This window comes from Paenibacillus sp. J31R122, from assembly GCF_056269185.1.
On record NZ_JBWDNM010000010.1, the window covers coordinates 221509 to 243670 of the forward strand.

The following is a 22162-nucleotide window of genomic DNA, read 5'->3' on the forward strand; positions in this document are numbered from 1 at the left end:
AGATATAATAGACTCTTTTTATCTATAATTAAGTTGAAAAAAAACGACGGATCCCTACTCCGTCTTAAATAGCTTCGCCAAATCCACTATTTTCTTGCTCTCCAGATGCTGCTCCATCTGGCGTTCGGCCTCTAGCACAACCTGCTGGATCAGACATTCGTCCCCGTGATTAAGACTGCATTCGAACAAGGAGGCCGTCCCTTCGATCGCATGGATGATATCGAGAATAGAGATGTCTTCCTGCTTATGTCTGAGGCGATATCCACCGTTTGCTCCTGAAGCGGATTGAATTAATCCAGCCTTGACCAGCTTGGTCATCAACTTGGACAGATAGGTCTGCGAAACGCCCAACTTCTCAGCCAGTAAATGCACACCAACAGGCTTATCAGCCGCTGACGTTACCAGATAAAGCATTGCATGAAGCGCATAGTCGGTCGCTTGAGAATATTTCATTATGAACCTCCATTAAAGACTATATGAGTCTATAATAACTCTAATTCATTTGAAAAGCAAACATTTAATCGTTCCGTTCTTTCATAGTGATATCCTGACCGTTCGTTCTTCAACTCTGTGGTTTGCAGCTACACCATGGACTTACTCACTAAGGTAATGGTTTAATATAAATGGGTACGAAAATATGAGGATGAACAATCCGAGGAGGAATGGCCAATGCCGACGGTTCAAGTAGAAGGAAGAGACGCCTTTCAGGCAGTTGAAGGTACGAAACTTGTGCTTGCGTTAGAGGATAGCGGGATCGACATCCTGCACCGATGCGGTGGGAATGCCAGGTGCACGACATGCGCCGTAGAAGTACTTTCTGGGAATATGGGCGAGATGGAAGAGGCAGAAGCGACAGTCCTCCGTAACAAAGGAATCGAGGACGCCGCTATCCGGCTATCTTGCCAAATTCGACTACATAGTGACGTAACGGTCCGGCTGATCAAGACAGCGACTTCTACAGGCTTGGAGCCTGGCACTCGTCCCCAGGAGTAATCGAACCAACTCTTTATCGCGATATACAGTGTTGAAGAAATAAGTTACGATTACAGCGATAAGAGTATAGCAGAGGCTAACTGCTAGTAAATTGAAGGTCTGGGATTTCTCATTTGAGGCTCTCAGACCTTTATTTGTCCGTATAGGAGGCACTCGCTCGGTCCCCTCCCTCCGCTTAAATCGAACCCAATATAAAATAAAGCAAGAAGAAAAATGCGATGACGTACATCGTTATAGATACTTCTTTCCTCCGGCCCGTAACCAGCTTCAGAATCGGGTAAGCAATGAAACCAAATGCAATCCCATTCGCGATACTAAAGGATAGCGGCATAATCGCCATCATCAGGTAAGCTGGAAAAGCTTCTGTAAAATCATTGAGCGAAATGTCCTTGATGCTTTGAAACATGAGACAGCCAACAATGATGAGCACAGGAGCAATCGCACTACTCGGTATTATCTTGAAAAGGGGAATGAGAAACAATGCGGGAATAAACAGAAGTCCCGTTGTAAAAGAGGTTAGCCCCGTTCTCCCTCCCGAAGCAATACCTGTTGCGGCCTCGGCTGCTGTCGTCATCGGACTGCAGCCCAAAAGCCCAGCACTTATAACCGAAACAGAGTTAGCCTGAAAGGACTTCCGAAACTTCGCTTTGTCCGGGAGCATCCCAAGCTGCGCCCCCATATTCTGAAAAATAATGACCATTGATAAAGAAAAAACAGCCGTCCAAAAATTAAGCGTACCTATTCCGCTAAAATCCAAAGCAAAAAATAACTCTCCGTACCCATTAAAAGAAATACTAAAATCACCTAAAGTTGAAAAATCGACAATACCCAGCAGCGCACCAATACCTGTTCCTGCGATAATTGCAATTAAGAAGCTCCCTTTTACATTTCGCATGAAAAGCGGTATCGCAATCAATAAAGTCAGTATAGTTGTTAACGCATAAGGGTCGCTAAGCTTCGCCAAAGTAACGAAGGTGCCTTCGCTAGCAACGATGACCCCCCCATTCTTTAAACCTAGAAAAGCAATAAATAGACCAATTCCAGCGGTCATTGCATTAATCATAGACTTGGGGATCGATCGTGATAAATAGTCGGCCCCTTTGGTTATCGCAGTTAACATAAATACGACACCTGCTAAAAATACGGCTGCAAGTGCTTGCTGCCACGTAAGTCCTAACGAGAATACCAAAGTAAATACAAAAAATGCATTGTCCCCCATACCGGGGACGAGAATTAATGGTGAATTCGCCCAAAGTGCCATCAACATACAACCGATAAAAGAGCAAATTACCGTGACAATCGTTGCTGCTTCATATGGCATGCCGGCTAGATGTAAGATGGCTCCGTTTACCGCAATGATATAGGCAACCGTCATAAAAGAAGTGGTTCCCGCAACTAGCTCTGTACGTATCGTCGAATTTTCTTTTTCAATATGGAACAGTTTCTGCAATCGTCTTTCCAATTAATAACCACCTCTTATCGTTTCCCAACATCATAAGGTTCTCCTAATGCTTTGGGTGAACGAGCTTTCCCTACTGCTCCTATTAATACGAATAATGTTAATACATATGGTAACATATAGAAGAACTCATTTGGAATGCTTGCGGCAAACTCAAAGATTTGTAATTGATCCTTTACTGCCTGGGCTAAGCCGAAGAATAATGAAGCAAGCAGCACTCCTATTGGATTCCATTTCCCGAAAATAACAGCTGCAAGCGCAATATAACCTTGTCCTGAAATGGTATTAAAAGCAAAGTTACTGTTTGAGGTAAGTACAATCGTTGCTCCGCCAAGTGCTGCAAGCGATCCACTCAGAATAACGGCGATGTAGCGCGTGCGATTTACTTTTATCCCCACCGTATCTGCGGCACTTGGATGTTCGCCAACGGCGCGCAGTCTGAGTCCGCCTGAGGTCTTAAATAAATAAAAAAATAGGACGATGACTAACGCAAAGGCAATATACGTAGTTGGATATGCATGAAAGAACACATTTCCGATAAACGGAATATCGCTTAAATACGGAATCGTCACCTTATGAAATACCGTTGTTATAAGCGGTGTTTCTGCTGAGCCGTCAAAAAGTAATTTTACGAAAAAGAACGTTGAGCTTGCTGCGAGAATATTGATGACAACCCCGCTCACAACCTGATTCGCTTTAAACGTAATAGAGGCGATCGCATGAATGCTAGAAAAAATAGCTGTAAATAGGAAGGCTCCGAGTAAGCCGAGCCATGGAGAGAAACCGCCAAAGCCCGCTGTTTCTGCATAATGAGTCGTTATTGCAGAGAAGAAAGCCCCCGATATCATAAACCCTTCCAGTCCAATATTAATGACTCCCGAGCGTTCTGAAATTAGTCCACCGAGTGCAGCAAAGATAAGGGCAGTAGAGAATACGAGCGTCCCATTAAGTAAATTGCCAATTACCTCCATCTGTCACACCTTCTTCTTTGATTTTAGTTTAAATGTTCGGAAAATCAGCTTAACAATGCCTGGTGCAGCAACAAAAAAGATAATAAAGGCAATAATCATCCGAATGATTTCGCCTGGCACGTTCGCACCAAAGCTCATTCCTTGCGAACCGTAAGTCAGTCCCCCAATCAGGGTTGCTGAGAGGAATACGCCAATAGCGCTATTGCCGCCAAGCAAAGCTACCGCTATTCCATCAAAACCGAGACCAGATGAAACCGAGTTGATAGCAACATACTTAAACACACCTAACACTTCAAAGGTACCAATCAGACCGCCAAACACGCCTGAAATAAACATCGTACGAACCATAACATTCGCAACCTTCATTCCTGCGTATTGAGCAGCATTAGGATTAAGCCCAACCGCACGTAGCTCATAACCCCATTTGGTCTTGGTTAAATAGATGTGGTAAAAAACAACCGCAAGGATCGCAATCAGGAATCCCCAGTGTATACGTGCGCCGTCCATCAGCTCAGAGAGCCAGTTAATCTGAATACTTGCAGATTCATGAATCAGAGCAGATCGTTGTGTACCCGCTTGCGGCATAAACGTCCTAATCATGTAATTAGCTAAATAAAGCGCTATAAAATTAAGCATGATGCTAGTAATAACTTCATTAATACCGCGTTTCGCCTTAATATAACCCACAAGCGCTCCCCATATCCCGCCAAGCAGGGCACCAAATATAATAGCGAAAAGCGCATGCAGCAACGGAGGCAGACTAAGCTGTGTGCCTACTAGTAATGCACCCAATGATCCCATGATAATCTGGCCGTCTACGCCAATATTAAACATCCCGGCTCGAAAAGCGATCGCTACGGCCAAGCCGCTCATAATAAGCGGAACAATAGTACGTAATGCTTCTCCAAAATCGTATCGACTCCCGAATATTTTCGTGATTAGCGATTTATAGGCCAGCACTGGATCGTATCCGCCGATCCACATAATAATGGCGCCTAATAACAGACCCATAATAATGGCAACAAGAGGGATAAGTGCAGATTCGCGTTTGAAAATACTCATTATTTTATTCATGGGTGCCTTCTCCTCCATGCTTACCTGCCATCATCATTCCCAATTCCTGATCATTCGTTGTTTCAGGCGTTGTTTCACCGACAATTTGTCCACCAAATAGGACCAGAATACGGTCAGCAACATTGAGGATTTCATCCAACTCAAACGAAACCAATAGGACAGCCTTGCCTTGATCACGTTCTGCGATTAATTGCTGATGCACAAATTCAATCGCACCTACGTCCAGCCCTCGTGTAGGTTGAGCGGCAATCATCACCTGTGGATTTTTATCGATTTCTCGCGCGATAATAATCTTTTGTTGGTTTCCTCCTGACATTGAGCGAACCAATGTATCAATGCCCGGTGTACGTATATCAAATTCTTCCACTAAACGCGTTGCCATATCATCCATCATCTTCCGATTGATGAAACCATGTTTGCTCATTTCAGGTTGATAGTAGGTTTGTAAAATTATATTTTCACTGACAGTAAAGTCCAGAACGAGTCCATATTTATGACGATCCTGTGGAATATGTGACATTCCAGCTTCAGAAATGGTACGCGGTGTACGATTGGCTATACTTTTACCCTGCAACAAAATTTCACCTGAACGAATGTTTCGCATACCAGTTAAGGCTTCAATTAGCTCTGACTGGCCATTACCATCTACACCTGCGATACCGACAATCTCACCCGCTCGTACAGAGAAGTTGAGCTTATTGACCGCATTCTTGCCATTTGCACCTTCAACCACTAATTCTTTTACTTCTAACAACGCTTCTTTCGGATTAGCCGCTCTTTTTTCAGTTTTAAAGTTAACAGCTTTCCCTACCATTTTTTCTGCTAATTGCTGTGCATCGGTCTTAGCCACTTCCACACTTTCAATCCTCTTACCGCGCCGAATAATGGTGCACGTATCCGCTATTTCCATAATTTCCTTTAGCTTATGAGTAATGATAATAATGGACTTGCCTTCAGCAACAAGACGCTTCATAATGGCCAGCAATTCATTGATCTCTTGTGGCGTTAAAACAGCAGTCGGTTCATCAAAGATTAGAATGTCTGCTCCACGATAAAGTGTTTTTATAATTTCTACCCGCTGCTGCATCCCTACACTGATCGATTCGATTGTTGCCATTGGCTCCACATCCAGCTTATAACGCTCAGATAGCTCCTTCACTTTTTTACTTGCTCCTTTGATATCAATCTTCATACCCTTTTTGGGCTCCATGCCGAGAATGATATTTTCCGTTACAGTAAAGGGCTCTACCAATTTAAAATGCTGATGCACCATCCCAATTCCAAGCTCAATCGCCTTGTTAGGACTATCCATCAGCTCTTGCTTTCCATTTACATGAATTTCACCTTCGTCTGGTTGATATAGCCCGAATACGATACTCATCAAGGTGGACTTTCCCGATCCATTCTCTCCGAGCAAAGCATGAATTTCTCCACGTTTTAATTGCAAGCTAATCGAATCGTTGGCGACTACACCGGGGAATCTTTTGGTTATCCCTTTCAGCTCTAACACGACATCTGCCTTAGTCATATAAGACCCTCCCAAAATTTCTGTCCCCTCCCCTATCAAATTCAGTGACTGGAGAGGGGACAAACTCGCATTATTTTTCCGGCACGACAATGTCACCATTTATTATTTTCGTGCGATATTCTTCAACCTTGGCAAGAACCTCAGGCGCTACATTAACATTTGAATTTGGTGCAATATCGACACCTTTTTCTTTAAGACCCATTAACGTCACTTTGCCCGCTGGGAAATCACCTTCAGCTAATTTTTTTGACGCTTGGTAAACTGCTTCATCTACTTTTTTAATCATGGATGTTAACGTAACATCATTACCGAAGGTTAATGATTGATCTTTATCCACACCAATGACCCACACTTTTCCACCCTTGCTGTTACGTTCCTTCGCTTCATTAAATACACCATTACCTGTTAAACCTGCAGCATGGAATATGATATCTGCACCATCGTTATAGATTGTAGAGGCCGCAGATTTCCCCATATCAACACGGTTGAAAAGCCCTGTATAATTAACAATTAATTTAGCATCTGGATTTACAGCTTTTATCCCTTCACGGAAGCCAGCCTCAAAACGTTTAATAACTGGAATTTCCATGCCGCCTACAAAGCCGATTTTATTCGTTTTCGTCGTTAAACCTGCGATAACACCTACAAGGAATGCACCTTCTTGCTCCTTGAATGATATCGCCGCAACATTCGGCAACACGAGATCTGAATCAACAATTCCAAACATCTTATCTGGGTTTTCTTTGGATAACTGTGTTATTGCATCAGCTAATGTAAAAGCAGTTGCCCACGTTAAATCATAGTTTGCTTTGACAAATTGATTCAGGCTAGGAACAACGTCTCCATCTGTTTTTGGTTCTAGGTATTTCACTTCAAAACCATAGTCTTTCTTCAATTTTTGCAAGGCTTCCCATGCACTTTGGTTAAAGGATTTATCATTTATACTGCCAAGGTCAGTTACCATTCCGACTTTCAGCTTTTTAAAAGTGCCATTGTTGCCCGTTCCACTAGGCGGTTTCGTTGTTGTGTTGTTGCCACTTTGACCGCATGCTGTTAGGACTAGAGTAAAAATCAGTATTAAAGGCAATAATGCTTTCATTGATCTTTTCATTGTCAATTCCCCCTAATTTTATGTTCCTTGCCGCTTGTTTGACCCACTAACAATTCTAAAAAGCTTTCCCCGATATTTGGTTTTGTAACCAAAAAATTTTCTGTAAAAAATATTGAAATTTGAAAGGACATATACTTATGATTGACAACATCTCAGACATCTCGATTTTCTCAGACATTCCTAAGGATGAATTACAACATATAACTCCATTACTCAAGGAACGACGATTCAAAAAGAATCATGTTCTGATGTTTGAAAATGACCAAAGTGACGAGGTTTATCTTATTCGCTCAGGTATGATCAAGGTTTATCGCATGTATGAAGGGAAAGAAGTTGTTTTAAGTATTACTAGTGCCGGCGATATCATGGGAGAAGTAGAAGCCTTGTCCAGCGACAATCATCGGATTTCATCCATTGAAGCCATAGAAGACGTTAACGTTTGGCTGATGTCAAAACGAGATTTCCTCCAGCTTGTGGATAAATATCCTTCCATCCTGCGAAACGCTTACAAAATTCTTGTGAAGCGAACTCGAATGCTCAATCGCATGATTCGCTATCTGACCTTTCATGACGTACGTGGAAAAGTGGTTAATCTTATTATGGATCTCTATTACAACTTTGGAACCGACGGTGATAGCGCATACAAAATCGACTTAAAAGTTAATCAATCGTTATTCGCCAACATGCTCGGAGTCACTCGAGAATCCATTTCCAAAACGTTAGGTGATTTTCAAGCCGAAGGACTGATCGACATTCGTGATAAGTACTTATACCTCCTTGATAAGGAAAAGTTAGAATCGATCTGTAATGAAACGGAAGAGTTACCTACACTTCGTAAGTGGCATAACATTTAACTGTTCCGTGCGTCTAATATTACAAATGACAGCGTTTTATTTCCGTTACTGTGCTAACAGTTATTTTGTGAACCAGTTCACAAAAGCAAAGTAATCCCTTTAACATAATGAGGATATATATCGTGCTATGATTCTCGGGTAAACCATTTTCTAATACATGTTAAGAAACATTGGAGGGAATTCACATGAGTTTTCATATTGAAGCAAAGATTGGCGAAATTGCAGAATCCGTCTTATTACCCGGTGATCCGCTGCGTGCAAAGTATATTGCGGAGACCTTCCTCGAAGATGTCGTCTGTTACAACAATGTACGTGGCATGTTAGGCTTTACAGGAACTTATAAAGGAAACCGAGTATCGATTCAAGGTACAGGAATGGGTATGCCTTCTGCATCCATATATATTCATGAATTGATCAACGATTATGGTGCAAAAAATCTCGTTCGGATCGGAACATGCGGCGCCATTCAACATGATGTTAATCTCCGCGATGTTCTTATTGCTCAAGCAGCGGCTACGGATTCGGCTATCATTCGCAACCAATTCCCTGGATATGACTTTCCTCAGATTGGGAGCTTTGATTTAATTAAAACTGCTTATGAAATTGGGGAGGGCAAAGGCCTTAACCTTCGCGTAGGGAACGTACTTTCTTCTGATGTTTTCTACACAGAAGATAAAGATGCAGTTACAAAGCTTGGCCGACATGGCGTATTGGCAGTAGAAATGGAAACAGCCGCACTTTATTATTTAACGATTAAATTCGGCGTAAAAGGCCTCAGTCTCCTAACGGTAAGTGATCATATTCTCACAGGAGAACAAACTACTGCACAAGAGAGACAAACCACCTTCAATGACATGATCGAAGTCGCATTAGAAACAGTAGCTAAATAATCAACAACTCATATATTTGATCAAGTAAAAACGGCTATTCGCCGTCCTCTGGCGGACAATCGTTTACGGTGAATTATAAGCATCATTATAAGTGTGAAACTTATACATTCTTATAATTTAAAAAAGGGGCTCGATTCCACTTAGGAATCGAGCCCCTGCTCTATAATTATTATCAAAGAAATGATGTATGACGGCAGGTGTACGGTCAATTTCTGATTTAAAAGATTGGTGTCTGATTCAGCCTCAGCTCTTCTTCTGTTGCCAATCCATTCTGTAGAGCCTGTTGACGTAATGTCAAGTAAAGCTCCGCCTTCGTGGCATTGATATAGGGCATCACAAACAGGACGCCGACGAAGCATAACAATATGCCTAGGAATATCCAGCCGAGGAAGCTTAGGTCAAGCACGAATATGCGAAATTTGTGTCCACGTGTCATTTGCCTGCTTAAATCCACCGAGCGCCTATACCCAATATTAGGGTTGTCCGCCAAAATGAACGGTACCATGCTGTAGGAGTATGATTTAATAATTCCGGGGATGATGAGGAGCAGAAACCATAAGAAATTTAGAAATCCTCTCCACAGCATCGATTTCACAATATCCAAGTACCTGTCCTTGTTAAAAGCATAACCCAAATGGTTTAGATTCACCTCATGCTCCGCAGATTGCTTGAAATAACGCATCGAACCTACCTCAAGCGGAAAGCTGACAAAAATACGAAACGCAAGTGCGAACAACATGACAATAATAAAAACGGTTATCGCAATAGCAAGGAAAGGTGCAAATAATCCCCAATCGAAATCCAAACCGGAGGAGCCGGAATCATTTGAACCGGATGAACCAAAGTTAAGGTTAAAGGTCTGAGGATTGATTCCTCCACTAACAAATGCCAGTATAATACTTACCAAAAATGCCTTCCAATACGATGTCCGCAGCACCTCCTTCGCTTTTCGTTTCAGTTCTGTACGATCCCACATTTCTATCCCTCTCTCCTTTAATATTTTGTCTTTCATCTTACAATAGATACCATATTTAATATAGTACGACATGTAATGAATCATTCGTGTAATGTTAATGCGACGTGAAAATGATCTTGACCTTAGGGTTGGAAACGCTTTATAATCCAATTACGCCACACGTGTGGCATTTCTTTGGCGGGCAATGTGACAAAGGAGGGTAAGGATGGCGAAATTACCGAGGAAGATAATGGTGCTCTACTCGCTTGGGCAGTTAGGTTGGTCGATTCTGGCTGGTATTATCGGAACATGGCTCATCTATTTTTATTTACCACCAGAAGAATCCGGTATTCAAGTGGCGATTCCACAAGGCAGTGTCTTTATGGGCGTTACGATTATTGGCATCATCATGGGATTTGCTACGATAATCAATGCAACGACCGATCTATGGATTGCAAATTTAAGTGATAAGAGTAGGCATCGCCTTGGAAGAAGGACGCCGTTTTTGAGACGAAGCGCACTACCTTGCGCACTTTTGCTCGTATGCATATTTATCGTACCGTTTCAAAACGAAGTCCATACGATCAATTCTTTATGGCTTCTCATCATCCTCCCCCTCTACTTTGTGGCGTTTACTTGTTATGTGATACCGTATACCGCGCTTCTTAGTGATTTGGGACGTACTACGGAAGAGCGCATAGATCTGTCGACATATATTTCAGTAACCTGGTTTCTGGGGCTTATTCTCGCGACCTTTGCGCCAAGTATCTGGGAGACGGTCATGACGGTCTTTGGGGTTTCAAAAACAGCCTCGATTCAGTGGACGTTCGGAGCGCTTGCAACCGCTGCTTTCATTCTCATGCTCATACCAGCGTATACGATTGATGAGACGAAATACGGTTCAACAAATGCGACAAGTTTGGACATCAAAGCGTCGGTTAAGGCCGTTTTTAAAAATCGGGATTTCCGATATTTCTTAATAAGCGAGCTGGGTTATTGGTTTACGAACGGGTTCTTCCAATCTTCCCTCGTCTACTACATAACAGTGCTCGCTAGGCAGAAGGAAAATCATGTCGGACTGATTGTAACTGCCGTCGGCGTACTCTCTTTCATGCTCTATCCGCTGGTAAACAGACTCAGTAAAAAGTACGGCAAGAAGAAATTAATGATTGTTTCGTTTGTGCTTCTTATTGTTTCTTTCATCTACATATCGCTTATGGGGAAACTTCCATTTAGCGGATTTATACAGCTGATTCCCATTGTTGTTCTCTCTGCAATTCCTGCGGCTATATCAGGCATATTACCGAATGCTATCGTTGCTGATTGTGCTGTATATGACGCCAGTTTAAGCGGGGAAAACAAGGAAGCGCTGTACTTTGGCGTACGCTCGTTTCTGACGAAATTTGGCTCCGCCTTATCTGTCATCGTCCTGCCTACCGTATTGGCGATCGGGAAATCGATTGATCATGATTCCGGGATCAGAATATCCGTTGTTATTGCAGCCGTAGTTGCCCTATTTTCCTTATTCGCATTTCTCAGATATAACGAGAAGAAAATTACTTCTGAAGTTAATCCTGCAAGGAATATGTAACCTTAAGATTCTATCCTCATGTGCTTTATTCGGATTTAACCCAATTTATATAGAAGAACAGGAGAGGTTTCTATGTTTAAGGTAAAGGGAAAACCATTCATGCCAATGGGGGGACAGTCAAAAAACTCCAGCGCTTACAACACGGAAGAATTGTCATCTGCCATTGCAGGCGTCAAGGCATTGGGAGGCAACACGCTGGAAGCCCCTGTCTATTGGGAGCAAGTAGAGCCACAGGAAGGGCAATTTGATTTTTCTTCGGTAGACATGCTTCTGGAAGAGTGCCGCAAGCATGAGTTGCACCTTATCGTGTTGTGGTTTGCTACATGGAAGAATGGCGAGATGCGTTATTGTCCTGGCTGGGTAAAGACGGACAAACAGCGTTTTTTCAGGGCGCTTCGCAGCGACGGCGTCCCTATGAATGTCCTTTCGGCTTTTTGTGAGGAAGCGCTGCAGGCGGATACAAGAGCGTTCAGCGCATTGATGAAGCATCTAAAAGAAGCTGATGGTGACACGCAGACGGTTATTGCGGTACAAGTGGAGAATGAACCAGGCATTCTTGGCTGTGACAGGGATTATGGACTTGAGGCAGAAGCCGCATTTGCCGGAGCTGTATCTTCTGAACTCCTCGAGCATGTGAAGAGGCTTGGAGAGGGCCGCGTTTGGGATGCTTGGAAGAAGAGTGGATCCAAAGAACAAGGAGGTTGGCAGGACGTTTTTGGCGCCACGGGCGGCGAATTCTGTACAGCTTGGTCTATTGCTAAATATATTGATCATATCGCGGCAGAAGGCCGTGCGATATACAATATCCCGTTGTATGTCAATGCATGGCTTTCTTTTCCGGGTTGGCCGATTCCGGGATTCTATCCCTCCGGAGGGCCTGCCAGGAACACGCTAGACATTTGGAAATTTGCAGCGCCCCATCTGGATCTAATCGCACCAGATATTTACTCTGTTAATTATAGTGACTACAAGATTATATGCGAAGAATATCGCAGGCCTGACAATCCTTTGTTTGTTCCGGAATCCAGCCCGGACGGACTTAATGCGCGAAATATGCTTCGGGCTTTGGCTGACTACGACGCGATTGGTTATTTTTGTTTTGGTGTAGACAGCATCCTCGATATGGAAGGCAATCTGCTGGAAGATGCCGTATTATTCGCCGAAAGCTTCCGCAGCGTAATGAGTTTATTGCCGTTAATTCAGAAGTATCGAGGCACAGGCAAAGTTCATGCCGTTGTAGAAGAAGATTATCAAATGAATCAGAGTTTTGAATTCGAACGCTACATCGGAGCAGTGCCTTTTATCAATATGGGCCCAACAAGCGAGAACAAGGATCATAGACATGCCCGTAATCCTCAGTTGATAGAAGGACGACCTAAACACGGACTTATCATTGAAGCCGGACCGCAAGAATTTTACTTGGCCGGTAACTTCCATCTCTTTATGGTTCCCGGTTCAGGACCTGGATGGTTGGACGCTTTGAAAATGTCGTTAGTATTAACCCCTGTGGACTATCTCACCGTAGAGGAAGGCTATCTGACCGAATCAGTTGAATTTGTACCCATGCGAACCCGGAATGGCGATGAAGCCGTGTTCGGAGGTTTCTGGGCGACCCCGTATTGCGGTGTCGTAAGAGTCGTTCTAACTCCATAGCCAAGGTGAAACGGCTGTCGCCGTCCTTATGGCGGTCGCGCGTTTCATTCCGGAGAAATATAGAGATAGTATGGCGATTTGATATACTTTCCTATATTTTAAGATAACCGCCACGCCAGCGCACATGAAATCGAAGCTGATACTCCAATTTTTATGTGCGCTGTATTCCGGTTAGTATAATATTCCGAAATGACTTGTGAAAATCAATATTATCGCAATATTCATACTTTAAGTGGTTCTCCCTCAGAATCAGCCGTTGAAAGAGGGAGATAAAACTGTGGCTGATAAAGTGGTATAACTCTTCGACCGTCATATCATTACGAATGGAGCCATCTGTCACGCCATCGCGAATATAATGAAATAATGGGTCCTGATTTGGGTTTAAAGCTTCTATAAACGATTGCTCCAACTCTGGATTAGGATAATTCCCCTGAAAATACCGATCGAACTCGGCAGTGAACTTGATCTGTTCTTTAGCGTTTTCAAGATTAACCTGAAAAAAATACGCTTTTACTTTTTCAAACCCGCTTTTGCCGGTCATGTCCCCTAAATCTAATGTGAGATAGTCCTGCAGTTGCTTCATCACCATGATCTCAATTTCAAAGGCTAATTCATCCTTCGAAGGAAAATAACGATACAGCGTTCTTCTATTGATATTAATGGCTGATGCAATATCTTTCATTTGTACACTTGCGATCCCGAGCGCAATAAATTGCTTTTCCGCTTCTATTAGTATGCGCTGCCTTGTTGTTGGATTGTCCACTCCATTAACCCCGCTTATTCATAGTGTTATCTATCCGTGCTTGCCTATCTACCAGATACCGTGCGATAAACGGAGTATACCTTTATCATTCAAAGCATTGCAAGCTCATACAAAGAAAACAAGTATTACTAGATTTCCTGTCACAACGAGGGGGCGCCGTGGTTCACGCTCCGTTTCTATATTTATTATTCCATTTTACTAATGAATTCTTTGTAAGCCGCGATTTTGTTTCCCAGCATCTTCTCTGTGGTTGTTAAGTTTCTGATTTGATTCTGAATAGAGTTTCTATGATCCTCGAGAAGTTTCAAGCGGGCTTGAGTCGTATGCTCTCCTTCTATATATAACTGGGCATATTCTGTGATTTGTGAGATCGGCATTTGGGTTTGTTTCAACCTCATCACAAATCGCAGCCATGCAAGATGGAAGTCATCATATAACTCTTTCTCCATTCGCATTGCGTGTCGGAGCAATGATCCCTTCCTTTTCATAATATCTCAGTGTATGTGAGGTTACCCCCAATAACTTGGCTACCTCGCTGATCGTGTACATACAACCCCCCGAATCTATTTATAATTTTAAGAGTCCCCATGATTATAAAAAACATTTGACTTAGAGTAAACTCTAAGCTGTATAATCAAATCGCAGTGGGTTCATAATATATTCTCGTTGAAAAAATAGGAGGAAATCACATGAAATTTACTGTAGTTACCGGCGCCAGTTCAGGTATAGGTTATGAAGCTGCTCTAGCTTTTGCATCTCGAGGAAAAAACTTAATCCTTGTAGCACGCAGAAAGGAACAGCTGGAGGAATTACAGTCTGAAATCGCTCGTATCCATCCTGATGTAGATGTTGTCATTCGAACAACTGACTTATCCGTTGTCGAGAATGCTTATAAGCTTTACGAAAGCCTGCAAGGGTTCCAAATCGAAACCTGGATCAACAATGCGGGATTGGGTAACTTTGCTTCAGTCGCCAAGCAAGATTTAAATAAAATAACTACTATGCTGCATCTGAACATTGAAGCGTTAACCATACTATCCTCTCTTTTCGTTCGTGACTACTCCAATGTTGAAGGAACACAATTAATCAACGTTTCATCCGGTGGCGGCTATACGATTGTGGGAAATGCCATTACGTACTGCGCGACAAAGTTTTATGTGAGTGCCTTTACTGAAGGATTATCTCATGAGTTGAAAAGTCAAGGTGCACTTATGCAGGCTAAAGTGTTGGCACCTGCCGCAACAGAAACAGAATTCGCGAAGCGTGCTTTTGATGTCACGGATTTCGAATATCACGGCACTGTGCCGAAGTTCCATACCGCGAAAGAAATGGCTGGATTCATGCTTGACCTGTATGACAACGATCACGTTGTGGGGATTGTGAATGGTTTGACATACGAGTTTGAGTTGAGAGATACGATTTATAATTATGTGGAAAGATCACGATAGTCTTGTCTCGTAATGGCAAGTTACGAAACAGAATCATCCCGCACTTTCTTGTGTGATCGGCACGAAGCTTCATGAAAATGGTTTCAGAGAGCGGGTGTTGACTTTGTGTTGATTTTGTGTTGATTTTGAGTTTGAAAAATACACCGCCGAAGGTGTATTCCTCTTATAGTGATGTATTCAAATCTTACACACTGCTATACGTCTTTCAGCTTTTATTCCTCACCCGTAGCAACAGGGTTATCACGGCCGGAACTCCAATCACTCCAGCTGTCGGATTCACTTCGGGAGTCCCTTTGCCATTCCTTTCATCGCCGAATCCAAGAGTACCGATTAATCTTAGTTTCTCCTCAGGTATTTCGATGTCACTCTAACACACCTGATCCATTGTGAACATAAAGGATTATCTACTGCCGCTAGCGAATATATAGAAAATAAATCCATAAAACGAAACTGGAGAACGCGATGACCTTCCCTATTTGGATCAATCTTGGCTTTATAAAGCTGCATCCTCATGCGGTATTTGAAGCGCTCGCTTATTTTATCGGCTTTCGAGTGTACCTCTACACCCGCAGCAAAGATAAGCTTCCGATTGTGCAGGGCATGTGGATCATTGTCGGGGCCATTCTAGGAGCTGCCATTGGCTCTAAAGTGTTGTATTGGCTGGAGGACCCCATACGGACGATCGAAAACTGGCGCAGCTACACCTATTTAATGGAGGGCAAAACGATAGTCGGAGGATTACTAGGCGGACTGATCGGTGTTGAGTGGATGAAGAAGCGTGTCGGCATTACCCGTTCCACTGGCGATGATATGGCGCTGCCGATTATGGCAGGCATGATCATTGGGCGCATCGGCTGCTTTATGACCGGGCTCACTGATCATACCTACGGCACGCCGACAACTTGGATGACAGGCATTGATTTTGGTGACGGCATCCACAGACATCCGACACAGCTATATGAAATTGCTTTCTTGCTCCTGCTTGGCGGGATGCTCTATCGATGGAAAAAAAGAGCCGCATTTCCTGACGGAGCGATTTTCCAACTTTTTATGGCGGGGTATCTCTTGTTCCGCTTGGCCGTCGATTTTATAAAGCCGACCTCTCATCTTTATCTCGGGCTTAACAATATTCAGCTGGCTTGCCTCGCAGGCTTAATCTATTACTTTGCTTTGATATACAAGTGGCTGGGGCAGCCGCTACGCTCACATAGGAAGGAGTTGTAACGATGACAACGAAAAACAGACCCTACATTTTCTACGAGCTAACGAACAGCATCTGTTCGAAATGTTTGCGCAAGGTCGAAGCTAAAGTCATCATTGAGGACAATCAAGTGTTTCTGCTCAAATATTGCGGACAGCACGGACGGGAAAAGGTACTGATTGCAAGCGACGCCGCCTATTATAAGAAATGCCGCGAATTCCTGAAGCCTGCGGAAATGCCGCAGCACTGGAACACACCGATTCGCTACGGCTGTCCATATGATTGCGGACTATGTCCCGATCATGAGCAGCATAGCTGTCTGACACTGCTAGAGGTCACAGACCGCTGTAATCTGCAATGTCCGATTTGCTATGCAGAGTCCTCCCCGCACAAGGACTCGTGGCGCTCACTAGAGCAGATCGAGAAAATGCTCGATGCCATCGTCCGCAACGAGGGCGAGCCCGACATTGTACAAATTAGCGGGGGCGAGCCTACCATTCATCCGCAGTTTTTCGAAATACTGGACCTCGCCAAAAGCAAGCCAATCAAGCATATTATGTTAAACACCAATGGCCTCCGTATTGCTCAGGACCGTAGCTTTGCCAAGCGGTTAGCAGAATATATGCCCGGCTTTGAAATTTACTTGCAGTTCGACAGCTTCCAAGAGGAGGCGTTGCGAGAGCTTCGCGGCGTTGATTTGCGCGACGTTCGCCGCCGGGCTTTAGAGCACTTGAACGAATTCAATATCTCGACCACACTGGTCGTTACGCTCAAAAAAGGACTGAACGATCATGAGATCGGCGACATTATTCAGTTCGGCCTGAAGCAGCCCGCCGTACGCGGTGTAACCTTCCAACCTATCCAAGCAGCAGGACGATTGGAAGATTACGATCCGGCGAGGGATCGCTTGACCCTTAGTGAGGTGCGGCAAGGAATAATTGACCAATCGGGCATTTTTCGCCCTGAGGATATTATTCCGGTGCCATGCCACCCCGATTGTTTGGCGATGGGCTACGCCTTAAAGCTTGGCGGGGATGTGCTGCCGCTTACCGGATTAATGGACCCTCAAATATTACTAGAAGGCGGCCGCAACACGATCGTGTTCGAGCAGGATCAAACACTTAAGTCAAAAATATTCGAGCTGTTCTCGACTGCTCATTCCCCTACCTCTTCAGCGCTTTCACTGAAAAACCTACTATGCTGCATGCCTATGGTCGCCGTGCCTGAAAACATTAGCTATGATAATGTATTCCGTGTCATCATTATGCAGTTTTTAGATCCATACAATTTTGATGTACGCTCCGTCAAAAAATCTTGCGTTCACATCGTACACCCCGATGGACGAATCATTCCTTTTGACACGTACAATATGTTCTATCGCGGTGATCAGGAAAAGAAGCTGGCCGAGCTGAGAAATGAATTTGACATGCGCCCGGGAGGTAAAATCAATGAGTGGAATGAGTGATGAGGATAACAAGCAGCTAGACGTATCGCCTTCTGGCAAAACGCCTGGCCATACCAAGCAGGTATGGCTCGGAATCGGGCTGTTGGCCGTGCTGCATTTATTGCTTTTTCTTTTCCCTATCGCCCTTTTCTTTATCAGCATCGCACAACTCTTATACCTAATTCCTGCTATCCTTATTTTCCGTAAAAAAAGCGGTATCATTCAAGGATTACTGATCGGCGCTGGCATTACTTTTCTGTTGAACGCTGCCTGCTTCGGTCTCCTACTTAGTGGCAATTTATCTCTATAAACCTTGCTAATTCAGCTACTTTATATCCTTCTCCGACTTCTCCGACTTCTTGTTGCAATCTATTGAATGGAAAGCCAGAAGAGGGCCGTAACAGCCCTCCTCTTCGCAGCCTGTCACAACCCCAAAACCCGCGTCCTACGTTGGTTGCCTTTCGGCTCTAACTCTTCCCCCATTACAACCGGATTGCCGCTATCAGAACTTCAATCACTCCAGCTGTCGAATACAGACTCTCGCTCTGCGACTTTACTGGCTGTTGCGGTATATCGAACATAGGAATTTAATGTATGGATTTGTAGTACAAAATAGTTGCATCCAAAACTCCATTTGCTGATTTCGCATAACACGGAATCTTCCCTGCTTGAATATATCCAATGGAGGTATAAAGAGCGTTAGACGGATCTCCTTCTCTCGTATCGAGAACTAACAATGACCTCCCTTCTAGCTTCGCACATTCTTCAGCCCAATGCATCAGCAACCTCCCAATCCCCTTGCGCCTGTATTGAGAATGTATCATGAGTTTAGAGATTTCGGCTCTATGTCTGCCATTTTGTTTGGTGCATAAATGGACCTGCACACTTCCGATAATCCGGTTGTCGAATTTAGCAATAAACAAATATACATCGGGATTGAGTACATCTGACCAATATTCGGCAGCTACCGAACGACTTAATGGCGGTAAAAAACCGAGTGATGCTCCGTCCTCAACGACCTCAATCAAGAGTTCTGAGAGCTCATTAACATACTCGTCAATCGAGCCTCCTAGTTTAATTTTCAAATCATTCTCCATGCTTTCCTCACCTTTCAGCAGAGTGGGTATATCGTAAAAAAGCTAAGACCGTGTAATCCGCAAAGACGACAAAATGGGGTCACCCCTGGTAACTGAATAGGCTGACCCCGTTTCTTGCCTATTATTTTATGTTCTGCTGCTCTTCGTCGGTAATAAAGTATGCATGAATGTCGTAGTGCGGAACTTCGAAACCTTCGTGCCCCAGCTTTTGGAACTCGATATCCATTTGCACGACAGCGGGTGACGGAACCCCCTTCATACCAGCCACGTTGGTATGGTTAACCCCTTTTATAAAATCGTCCTGAGCAATCATATATTCAAGGAACACCAGTTTTCCATCATGTACGCAATAGATTGGTCCGGTCTAATAACCATATCTGCATGACTGAACCGTAGTTGTTCAGCGAGATGAGCAGAATACCTGAGATCACGACAATGGATCCCCTAATTTCCGGAAAAAAGTCCAGCTTACGAGCCAACTTCATGGAGTGTCTCAATTGTTCCAACGTTTGGTTGTTCCTAACTAACACGTGTCCGAAAAACGTTGGACCAATACCAATAATCGCCGATAATACATGAATCAACACCAACCATTTCATTCCCCGTTTTCTCCTTTCTGAATACTTTGGTTTAGTTACATTAAGAGTACTATCTTGCTTTTGCGTATTCTATTATCCGAACGTAGCAAAATAGTTGAAATCGGGTATACTTCCCTTCTCCTCACGAAAAAAGAAGACAAGCTCTCTCCCGAAAGAAAGCTTGTCTGATTTAGTATCCTTATATTTTTCTCAAGTAGCTATTAACCAGTTGCGTTCGATTCCTGACATTCAATTTCCGAAATACCGCTGTCAGATGCTTCTTGACCGTTACTTCCGTAATATACAAGTCCGCTGCAATTTCTTGATTCGTGTAACCATTCACCAGCAGCCCCATTACTTCTTTTTCCCGCTCGGATAGCATCGACATACCATCATCCTGTTGCTTGGAATGATCTAAAAGACCGAAGGACGCTATCATTTTATTCAAATAATCCTGCAGCCTGCCGCCCCTCGTATCGAGAACGTAATATGGCGTAGGAGCGTTAATGTCATAATCGTAATGTGCAACGTTTTTCACCTGCTCGCACCCCAAGCTAAGGTGGAATTCCTTTAAGAAGGAGAGCTCCGGAGGAGCAGTCGTCACGACAAAATCAGAAGAAATAAGCAGTGAGATGAACGTTAGCCCTGCAGTTGTACGTATCGCCACGTCCTCAAAATCCGTCACGTCGATCGTTTTCACAAAATAACCCGCAATTTGTTCATTCGGCACCCGGAGTTCCTTTAGCTTATGATCCGGAAGACTTTGGAAATATGTGGACGACAGCGGATGAGTTAGCAAATAGTCAAGTGTTCCTGTATGAATCGGAATGATTGCCGTCAGGCCGCATATTGCCCCCTGCTGATCTCTCATCAGCTTAACAATGCCAGGATCGAGCTCGTAAAGCTCTTGAAGATTTATATGCTTAATCGGGTAAAAACATTCTTCTTTAGAAATCATATACTCGAACCTCTCGCCCGTGTCCAGGTTCTGGAGAGGAAGGCAAACTTCCTTAAGATTGATGTAACGATTTACCAAATACTGCTCTGCCTCCGCCCAATTGGACGGATTCAACGTCTCCGTGAGATACGGAGTCAATTTCTGAAAACAGAAATTGTGGACAACATGATCGCCGATATAATAGTACCATTCGACGACTTCCCAAGCGATCTTCTTTCTCTTGGACTGATTGCTCATCCTGCTGTAGTAATATATGATGCAGCGCTTCCATAACCAGTCGTAATGCTCAGGCTGGCGCAAACGCAGCTCATAGCCGATGGCATCCCGCATCAAATCATGAAGGATCCAACCCCTATCCACCCTCCGAATGAAGGAAAATCCGACCAGCTGCTGGAATAAATCCGTCTTTACCTGCCGATCCAATACATAGGAAAGCAGCTCCTGGTTAAAATGCCGAAGTACAGCTACGGTCTCTACGAGCTCCCTAAGATTGTCGTCCGGAACCTCTTTTAACCAAACGCTCACGATATGTTCGAACACTTCGCTTCCATCCACCAATTCCAAGCCCTGACTGTTCTGAACCATCGTCGTCGAGACGATCAAAGACAACGTGAGCGGATGTCCTCTAGTTTTCATCCAAATCTGTTTGATCATCGGCTCCTGAGAAATGCCCGAGCGCTCTAGATATTGCTTAACGGACAAATAATCCAGATCCCCAATGGGCATCCGGTGTATCCAATGGCGCCATGCCGGAGAACTGAGCCATATGCCTTGCAAGGGGAATCTTCCCGCAATGAGAATCAGGATTTCCGGGTTCAATTGCGGGAGGAGTGCCTCTCTCAGCCAGAGCTCCATATCACCCATTTCCTCGAATGTGTCTAATGCGAGGACAAGCTTGTGAGTCACCGCCTTTTCCCTCAGGCTGTCAAGGCAAAGCTCTAAAAGCGCCTGCGTCTCGGTGATCTGCTGCAACTTCTCCATCGGATAGCCGAGTTTGCGTAGCAATTGCGTGCAAAAGTCCTGCGGTGTATGAGAGAACCCACGGCTGTCCATCAACAGAAAGGCGGCATTGGCTTTCACCGCCAGCCGACGGAACTCGTCGATTAAATAGCTTTTTCCTACGCCGCCGGTACCATAGAGATTCAAGATCCGTACCTGTTGTCCGCCGTCTATCAATTGGTGCAAGAAATACTGAATTTCGATGTCCCGCCCTACCAAATAATGCCGTTCCAGTTGGTCAATCTGGACAGCTAAGCGTTCCTCTGGACCGCCTGCCTTCATCTTGCCCTCATACATATAATTACCTTCTTTCGAATGACATCATCAAAAAAAGCGGGACGAGTTCGTTGCAGCAAATCAGGTTCAATTTTGCAACTGCTATCTTTATGTAAATTATATATTTTATTCTATCGTGGAAGCCAGTACTTCTTTCTCGATATTTTAATCGCATCGATAAGTTATTCAACCCTTGGGGATGGCTCAGTGACTCTTTAAGGTTGCTACAAAAACTTGTTGGCTCCACGTTGATTCCACTCACGTACACATAGAGTGTTGACTTCATGTTGACTCTGGACATAAAAAATACATCGCCCAA

General features: G+C 43.9%; 21 protein-coding genes and 1 pseudogene. 9 read left to right on the forward strand and 13 right to left on the reverse strand.

Features of this window, described 5'->3' with window-relative positions; genetic code table 11:
* Positions 1-54: 54 nt before the first annotated feature.
* Positions 55-453, reverse strand: coding sequence for an RrF2 family transcriptional regulator (locus tag AC0YN7_RS17975; protein ID WP_475811376.1), 399 nt, complete (start codon positions 451-453; stop codon positions 55-57).
* Positions 454-669: 216 nt separating this feature from the next.
* Here AC0YN7_RS17975 and AC0YN7_RS17980 point away from each other — a divergent pair, with 216 nt between their 5' ends.
* Positions 670-993, forward strand: coding sequence for a 2Fe-2S iron-sulfur cluster-binding protein (locus AC0YN7_RS17980; protein ID WP_475811377.1), 324 nt, complete (start codon positions 670-672; stop codon positions 991-993).
* Positions 994-1168: 175 nt separating this feature from the next.
* Here AC0YN7_RS17980 and AC0YN7_RS17985 read toward each other — a convergent pair whose 3' ends face one another.
* From AC0YN7_RS17985 to AC0YN7_RS18005, 5 genes are all read right to left on the reverse strand, one after another.
* Positions 1169-2455 carry an NCS2 family permease gene (locus tag AC0YN7_RS17985; RefSeq protein ID WP_475811378.1) on the reverse strand — a complete coding sequence of 429 codons (1287 nt, stop codon included), beginning with the start codon at positions 2453-2455 and terminating at the stop codon, positions 1169-1171.
* A 14-nt stretch (positions 2456-2469) separates the two neighbouring features.
* Positions 2470-3423 carry an ABC transporter permease gene (locus AC0YN7_RS17990; RefSeq protein WP_475811379.1) on the reverse strand — a complete coding sequence of 318 codons (954 nt, stop codon included), beginning with the start codon at positions 3421-3423 and terminating at the stop codon, positions 2470-2472.
* A gap of 3 nt (positions 3424-3426) precedes the next feature.
* The gene (locus AC0YN7_RS17995; RefSeq protein ID WP_475811380.1) at positions 3427-4497 is read right to left on the reverse strand and encodes an ABC transporter permease; all 1071 of its coding nucleotides are present in this window, start codon (positions 4495-4497) and stop codon (positions 3427-3429) included.
* Positions 4490-6025, reverse strand: a complete 1536-nt coding sequence (locus AC0YN7_RS18000; RefSeq protein WP_475811381.1) for an ABC transporter ATP-binding protein — start codon at positions 6023-6025, stop codon at positions 4490-4492. The genes AC0YN7_RS17995 and AC0YN7_RS18000 overlap by 8 nt, the downstream gene beginning before the upstream one ends.
* A 70-nt stretch (positions 6026-6095) precedes the next feature.
* On the reverse strand, positions 6096-7136 hold the full coding sequence (locus AC0YN7_RS18005) for a BMP family lipoprotein (RefSeq protein WP_475811382.1): 1041 nt from the start codon (positions 7134-7136) through the stop codon (positions 6096-6098).
* A 137-nt stretch (positions 7137-7273) separates the two neighbouring features.
* On the opposite strand from AC0YN7_RS18005, the gene AC0YN7_RS18010 reads away from it, so the two are divergent.
* Together AC0YN7_RS18010 and deoD are read left to right on the forward strand one after the other, a co-directional pair.
* Positions 7274-7990 carry a Crp/Fnr family transcriptional regulator gene (locus AC0YN7_RS18010; RefSeq protein ID WP_475811383.1) on the forward strand — a complete coding sequence of 239 codons (717 nt, stop codon included), beginning with the start codon at positions 7274-7276 and terminating at the stop codon, positions 7988-7990.
* A gap of 185 nt (positions 7991-8175) precedes the next feature.
* Entirely contained in the window at positions 8176-8880 is a 705-nt protein-coding gene (gene deoD, locus AC0YN7_RS18015) for a purine-nucleoside phosphorylase (RefSeq protein ID WP_475811384.1), read from the forward strand.
* Between the two features lie 217 nt (positions 8881-9097).
* Here deoD and AC0YN7_RS18020 read toward each other — a convergent pair whose 3' ends face one another.
* On the reverse strand, positions 9098-9856 hold the full coding sequence (locus AC0YN7_RS18020) for a DUF975 family protein (RefSeq protein ID WP_475811385.1): 759 nt from the start codon (positions 9854-9856) through the stop codon (positions 9098-9100).
* A gap of 205 nt (positions 9857-10061) precedes the next feature.
* Between AC0YN7_RS18020 and AC0YN7_RS18025 the strand changes: the two genes are divergently transcribed.
* Entirely contained in the window at positions 10062-11426 is a 1365-nt protein-coding gene (locus AC0YN7_RS18025; protein WP_475811386.1) for an MFS transporter, read from the forward strand.
* Between the two features lie 72 nt (positions 11427-11498).
* On the forward strand, positions 11499-13079 hold the full coding sequence (locus AC0YN7_RS18030; RefSeq protein WP_475811387.1) for a DUF5597 domain-containing protein: 1581 nt from the start codon (positions 11499-11501) through the stop codon (positions 13077-13079).
* A gap of 151 nt (positions 13080-13230) precedes the next feature.
* Here the strand turns inward: AC0YN7_RS18030 and AC0YN7_RS18035 are convergent, their stop codons facing one another.
* Entirely contained in the window at positions 13231-13842 is a 612-nt protein-coding gene (locus AC0YN7_RS18035) for a TetR/AcrR family transcriptional regulator (RefSeq protein ID WP_475811388.1), read from the reverse strand.
* Positions 13843-14027: 185 nt separating this feature from the next.
* Positions 14028-14391 (reverse strand): annotated as a pseudogene (locus tag AC0YN7_RS18040) (MerR family transcriptional regulator).
* A gap of 140 nt (positions 14392-14531) precedes the next feature.
* Between AC0YN7_RS18040 and AC0YN7_RS18045 the strand changes: the two are divergent.
* The 4 genes from AC0YN7_RS18045 (at position 14532) to AC0YN7_RS18060 (ending at position 18245) form a co-directional block, all read left to right on the forward strand.
* A complete protein-coding gene (locus tag AC0YN7_RS18045; protein WP_475811389.1) occupies positions 14532-15290 on the forward strand; it encodes an SDR family NAD(P)-dependent oxidoreductase in 759 nt (252 codons plus the stop codon).
* Positions 15291-15752: 462 nt separating this feature from the next.
* A complete protein-coding gene (locus AC0YN7_RS18050; protein ID WP_475811390.1) occupies positions 15753-16514 on the forward strand; it encodes a prolipoprotein diacylglyceryl transferase in 762 nt (253 codons plus the stop codon).
* A gap of 2 nt (positions 16515-16516) precedes the next feature.
* Positions 16517-17956: a radical SAM protein gene (locus AC0YN7_RS18055; RefSeq protein WP_475811391.1), complete on the forward strand. Its 1440-nt coding sequence runs from the start codon at positions 16517-16519 to the stop codon at positions 17954-17956.
* Complete coding sequence (locus AC0YN7_RS18060; RefSeq protein ID WP_475811392.1) at positions 17940-18245, forward strand: hypothetical protein; 306 nt, start codon at positions 17940-17942, stop codon at positions 18243-18245. Before AC0YN7_RS18055 ends, AC0YN7_RS18060 begins: the two co-directional genes overlap by 17 nt.
* A gap of 277 nt (positions 18246-18522) precedes the next feature.
* On the opposite strand, the gene AC0YN7_RS18065 is transcribed toward AC0YN7_RS18060, so the two are convergent.
* The 4 genes from AC0YN7_RS18065 to AC0YN7_RS18080 all read right to left on the reverse strand — a co-directional run bounded on the left by AC0YN7_RS18065 (position 18523) and on the right by AC0YN7_RS18080 (position 21864).
* Complete coding sequence (locus AC0YN7_RS18065) at positions 18523-19032, reverse strand: N-acetyltransferase family protein (protein ID WP_475811393.1); 510 nt, start codon at positions 19030-19032, stop codon at positions 18523-18525.
* Between the two features lie 121 nt (positions 19033-19153).
* Complete coding sequence (locus AC0YN7_RS18070; RefSeq protein WP_475811394.1) at positions 19154-19345, reverse strand: hypothetical protein; 192 nt, start codon at positions 19343-19345, stop codon at positions 19154-19156.
* A gap of 25 nt (positions 19346-19370) precedes the next feature.
* The gene (locus AC0YN7_RS18075) at positions 19371-19631 is read right to left on the reverse strand and encodes a hypothetical protein (RefSeq protein WP_475811395.1); all 261 of its coding nucleotides are present in this window, start codon (positions 19629-19631) and stop codon (positions 19371-19373) included.
* Between the two features lie 178 nt (positions 19632-19809).
* Positions 19810-21864, reverse strand: a complete 2055-nt coding sequence (locus AC0YN7_RS18080; RefSeq protein ID WP_475811396.1) for a LuxR C-terminal-related transcriptional regulator — start codon at positions 21862-21864, stop codon at positions 19810-19812.
* Positions 21865-22162: the final 298 nt, after the last annotated feature.

Coding starts and splice junctions, on each gene's coding strand:
- AC0YN7_RS17995 (WP_475811380.1), bottom strand. CDS start 4,497: ATGAATAAAATAATGAGTATTTTCAAACGCGAATCTGCACTTATCCCT.
- AC0YN7_RS17975 (WP_475811376.1), bottom strand. CDS start 453: ATGAAATATTCTCAAGCGACCGACTATGCGCTTCATGCAATGCTTTAT.
- AC0YN7_RS18030 (WP_475811387.1), top strand. CDS start 11,499: ATGTTTAAGGTAAAGGGAAAACCATTCATGCCAATGGGGGGACAGTCA.
- AC0YN7_RS18020 (WP_475811385.1), bottom strand. CDS start 9,856: ATGTGGGATCGTACAGAACTGAAACGAAAAGCGAAGGAGGTGCTGCGG.
- AC0YN7_RS18005 (WP_475811382.1), bottom strand. CDS start 7,136: ATGAAAAGATCAATGAAAGCATTATTGCCTTTAATACTGATTTTTACT.
- AC0YN7_RS18080 (WP_475811396.1), bottom strand. CDS start 21,864: ATGTATGAGGGCAAGATGAAGGCAGGCGGTCCAGAGGAACGCTTAGCT.
- AC0YN7_RS18000 (WP_475811381.1), bottom strand. CDS start 6,025: ATGACTAAGGCAGATGTCGTGTTAGAGCTGAAAGGGATAACCAAAAGA.
- AC0YN7_RS18055 (WP_475811391.1), top strand. CDS start 16,517: ATGACAACGAAAAACAGACCCTACATTTTCTACGAGCTAACGAACAGC.
- AC0YN7_RS18045 (WP_475811389.1), top strand. CDS start 14,532: ATGAAATTTACTGTAGTTACCGGCGCCAGTTCAGGTATAGGTTATGAA.
- AC0YN7_RS17980 (WP_475811377.1), top strand. CDS start 670: ATGCCGACGGTTCAAGTAGAAGGAAGAGACGCCTTTCAGGCAGTTGAA.
- AC0YN7_RS18075 (WP_475811395.1), bottom strand. CDS start 19,631: ATGAAATGGTTGGTGTTGATTCATGTATTATCGGCGATTATTGGTATT.
- AC0YN7_RS18025 (WP_475811386.1), top strand. CDS start 10,062: ATGGCGAAATTACCGAGGAAGATAATGGTGCTCTACTCGCTTGGGCAG.
- AC0YN7_RS18065 (WP_475811393.1), bottom strand. CDS start 19,032: ATGGAGAATGATTTGAAAATTAAACTAGGAGGCTCGATTGACGAGTAT.
- AC0YN7_RS18070 (WP_475811394.1), bottom strand. CDS start 19,345: ATGATTGCTCAGGACGATTTTATAAAAGGGGTTAACCATACCAACGTG.
- deoD (WP_475811384.1), top strand. CDS start 8,176: ATGAGTTTTCATATTGAAGCAAAGATTGGCGAAATTGCAGAATCCGTC.
- AC0YN7_RS18060 (WP_475811392.1), top strand. CDS start 17,940: ATGAGTGGAATGAGTGATGAGGATAACAAGCAGCTAGACGTATCGCCT.
- AC0YN7_RS17990 (WP_475811379.1), bottom strand. CDS start 3,423: ATGGAGGTAATTGGCAATTTACTTAATGGGACGCTCGTATTCTCTACT.
- AC0YN7_RS18010 (WP_475811383.1), top strand. CDS start 7,274: ATGATTGACAACATCTCAGACATCTCGATTTTCTCAGACATTCCTAAG.
- AC0YN7_RS18050 (WP_475811390.1), top strand. CDS start 15,753: ATGACCTTCCCTATTTGGATCAATCTTGGCTTTATAAAGCTGCATCCT.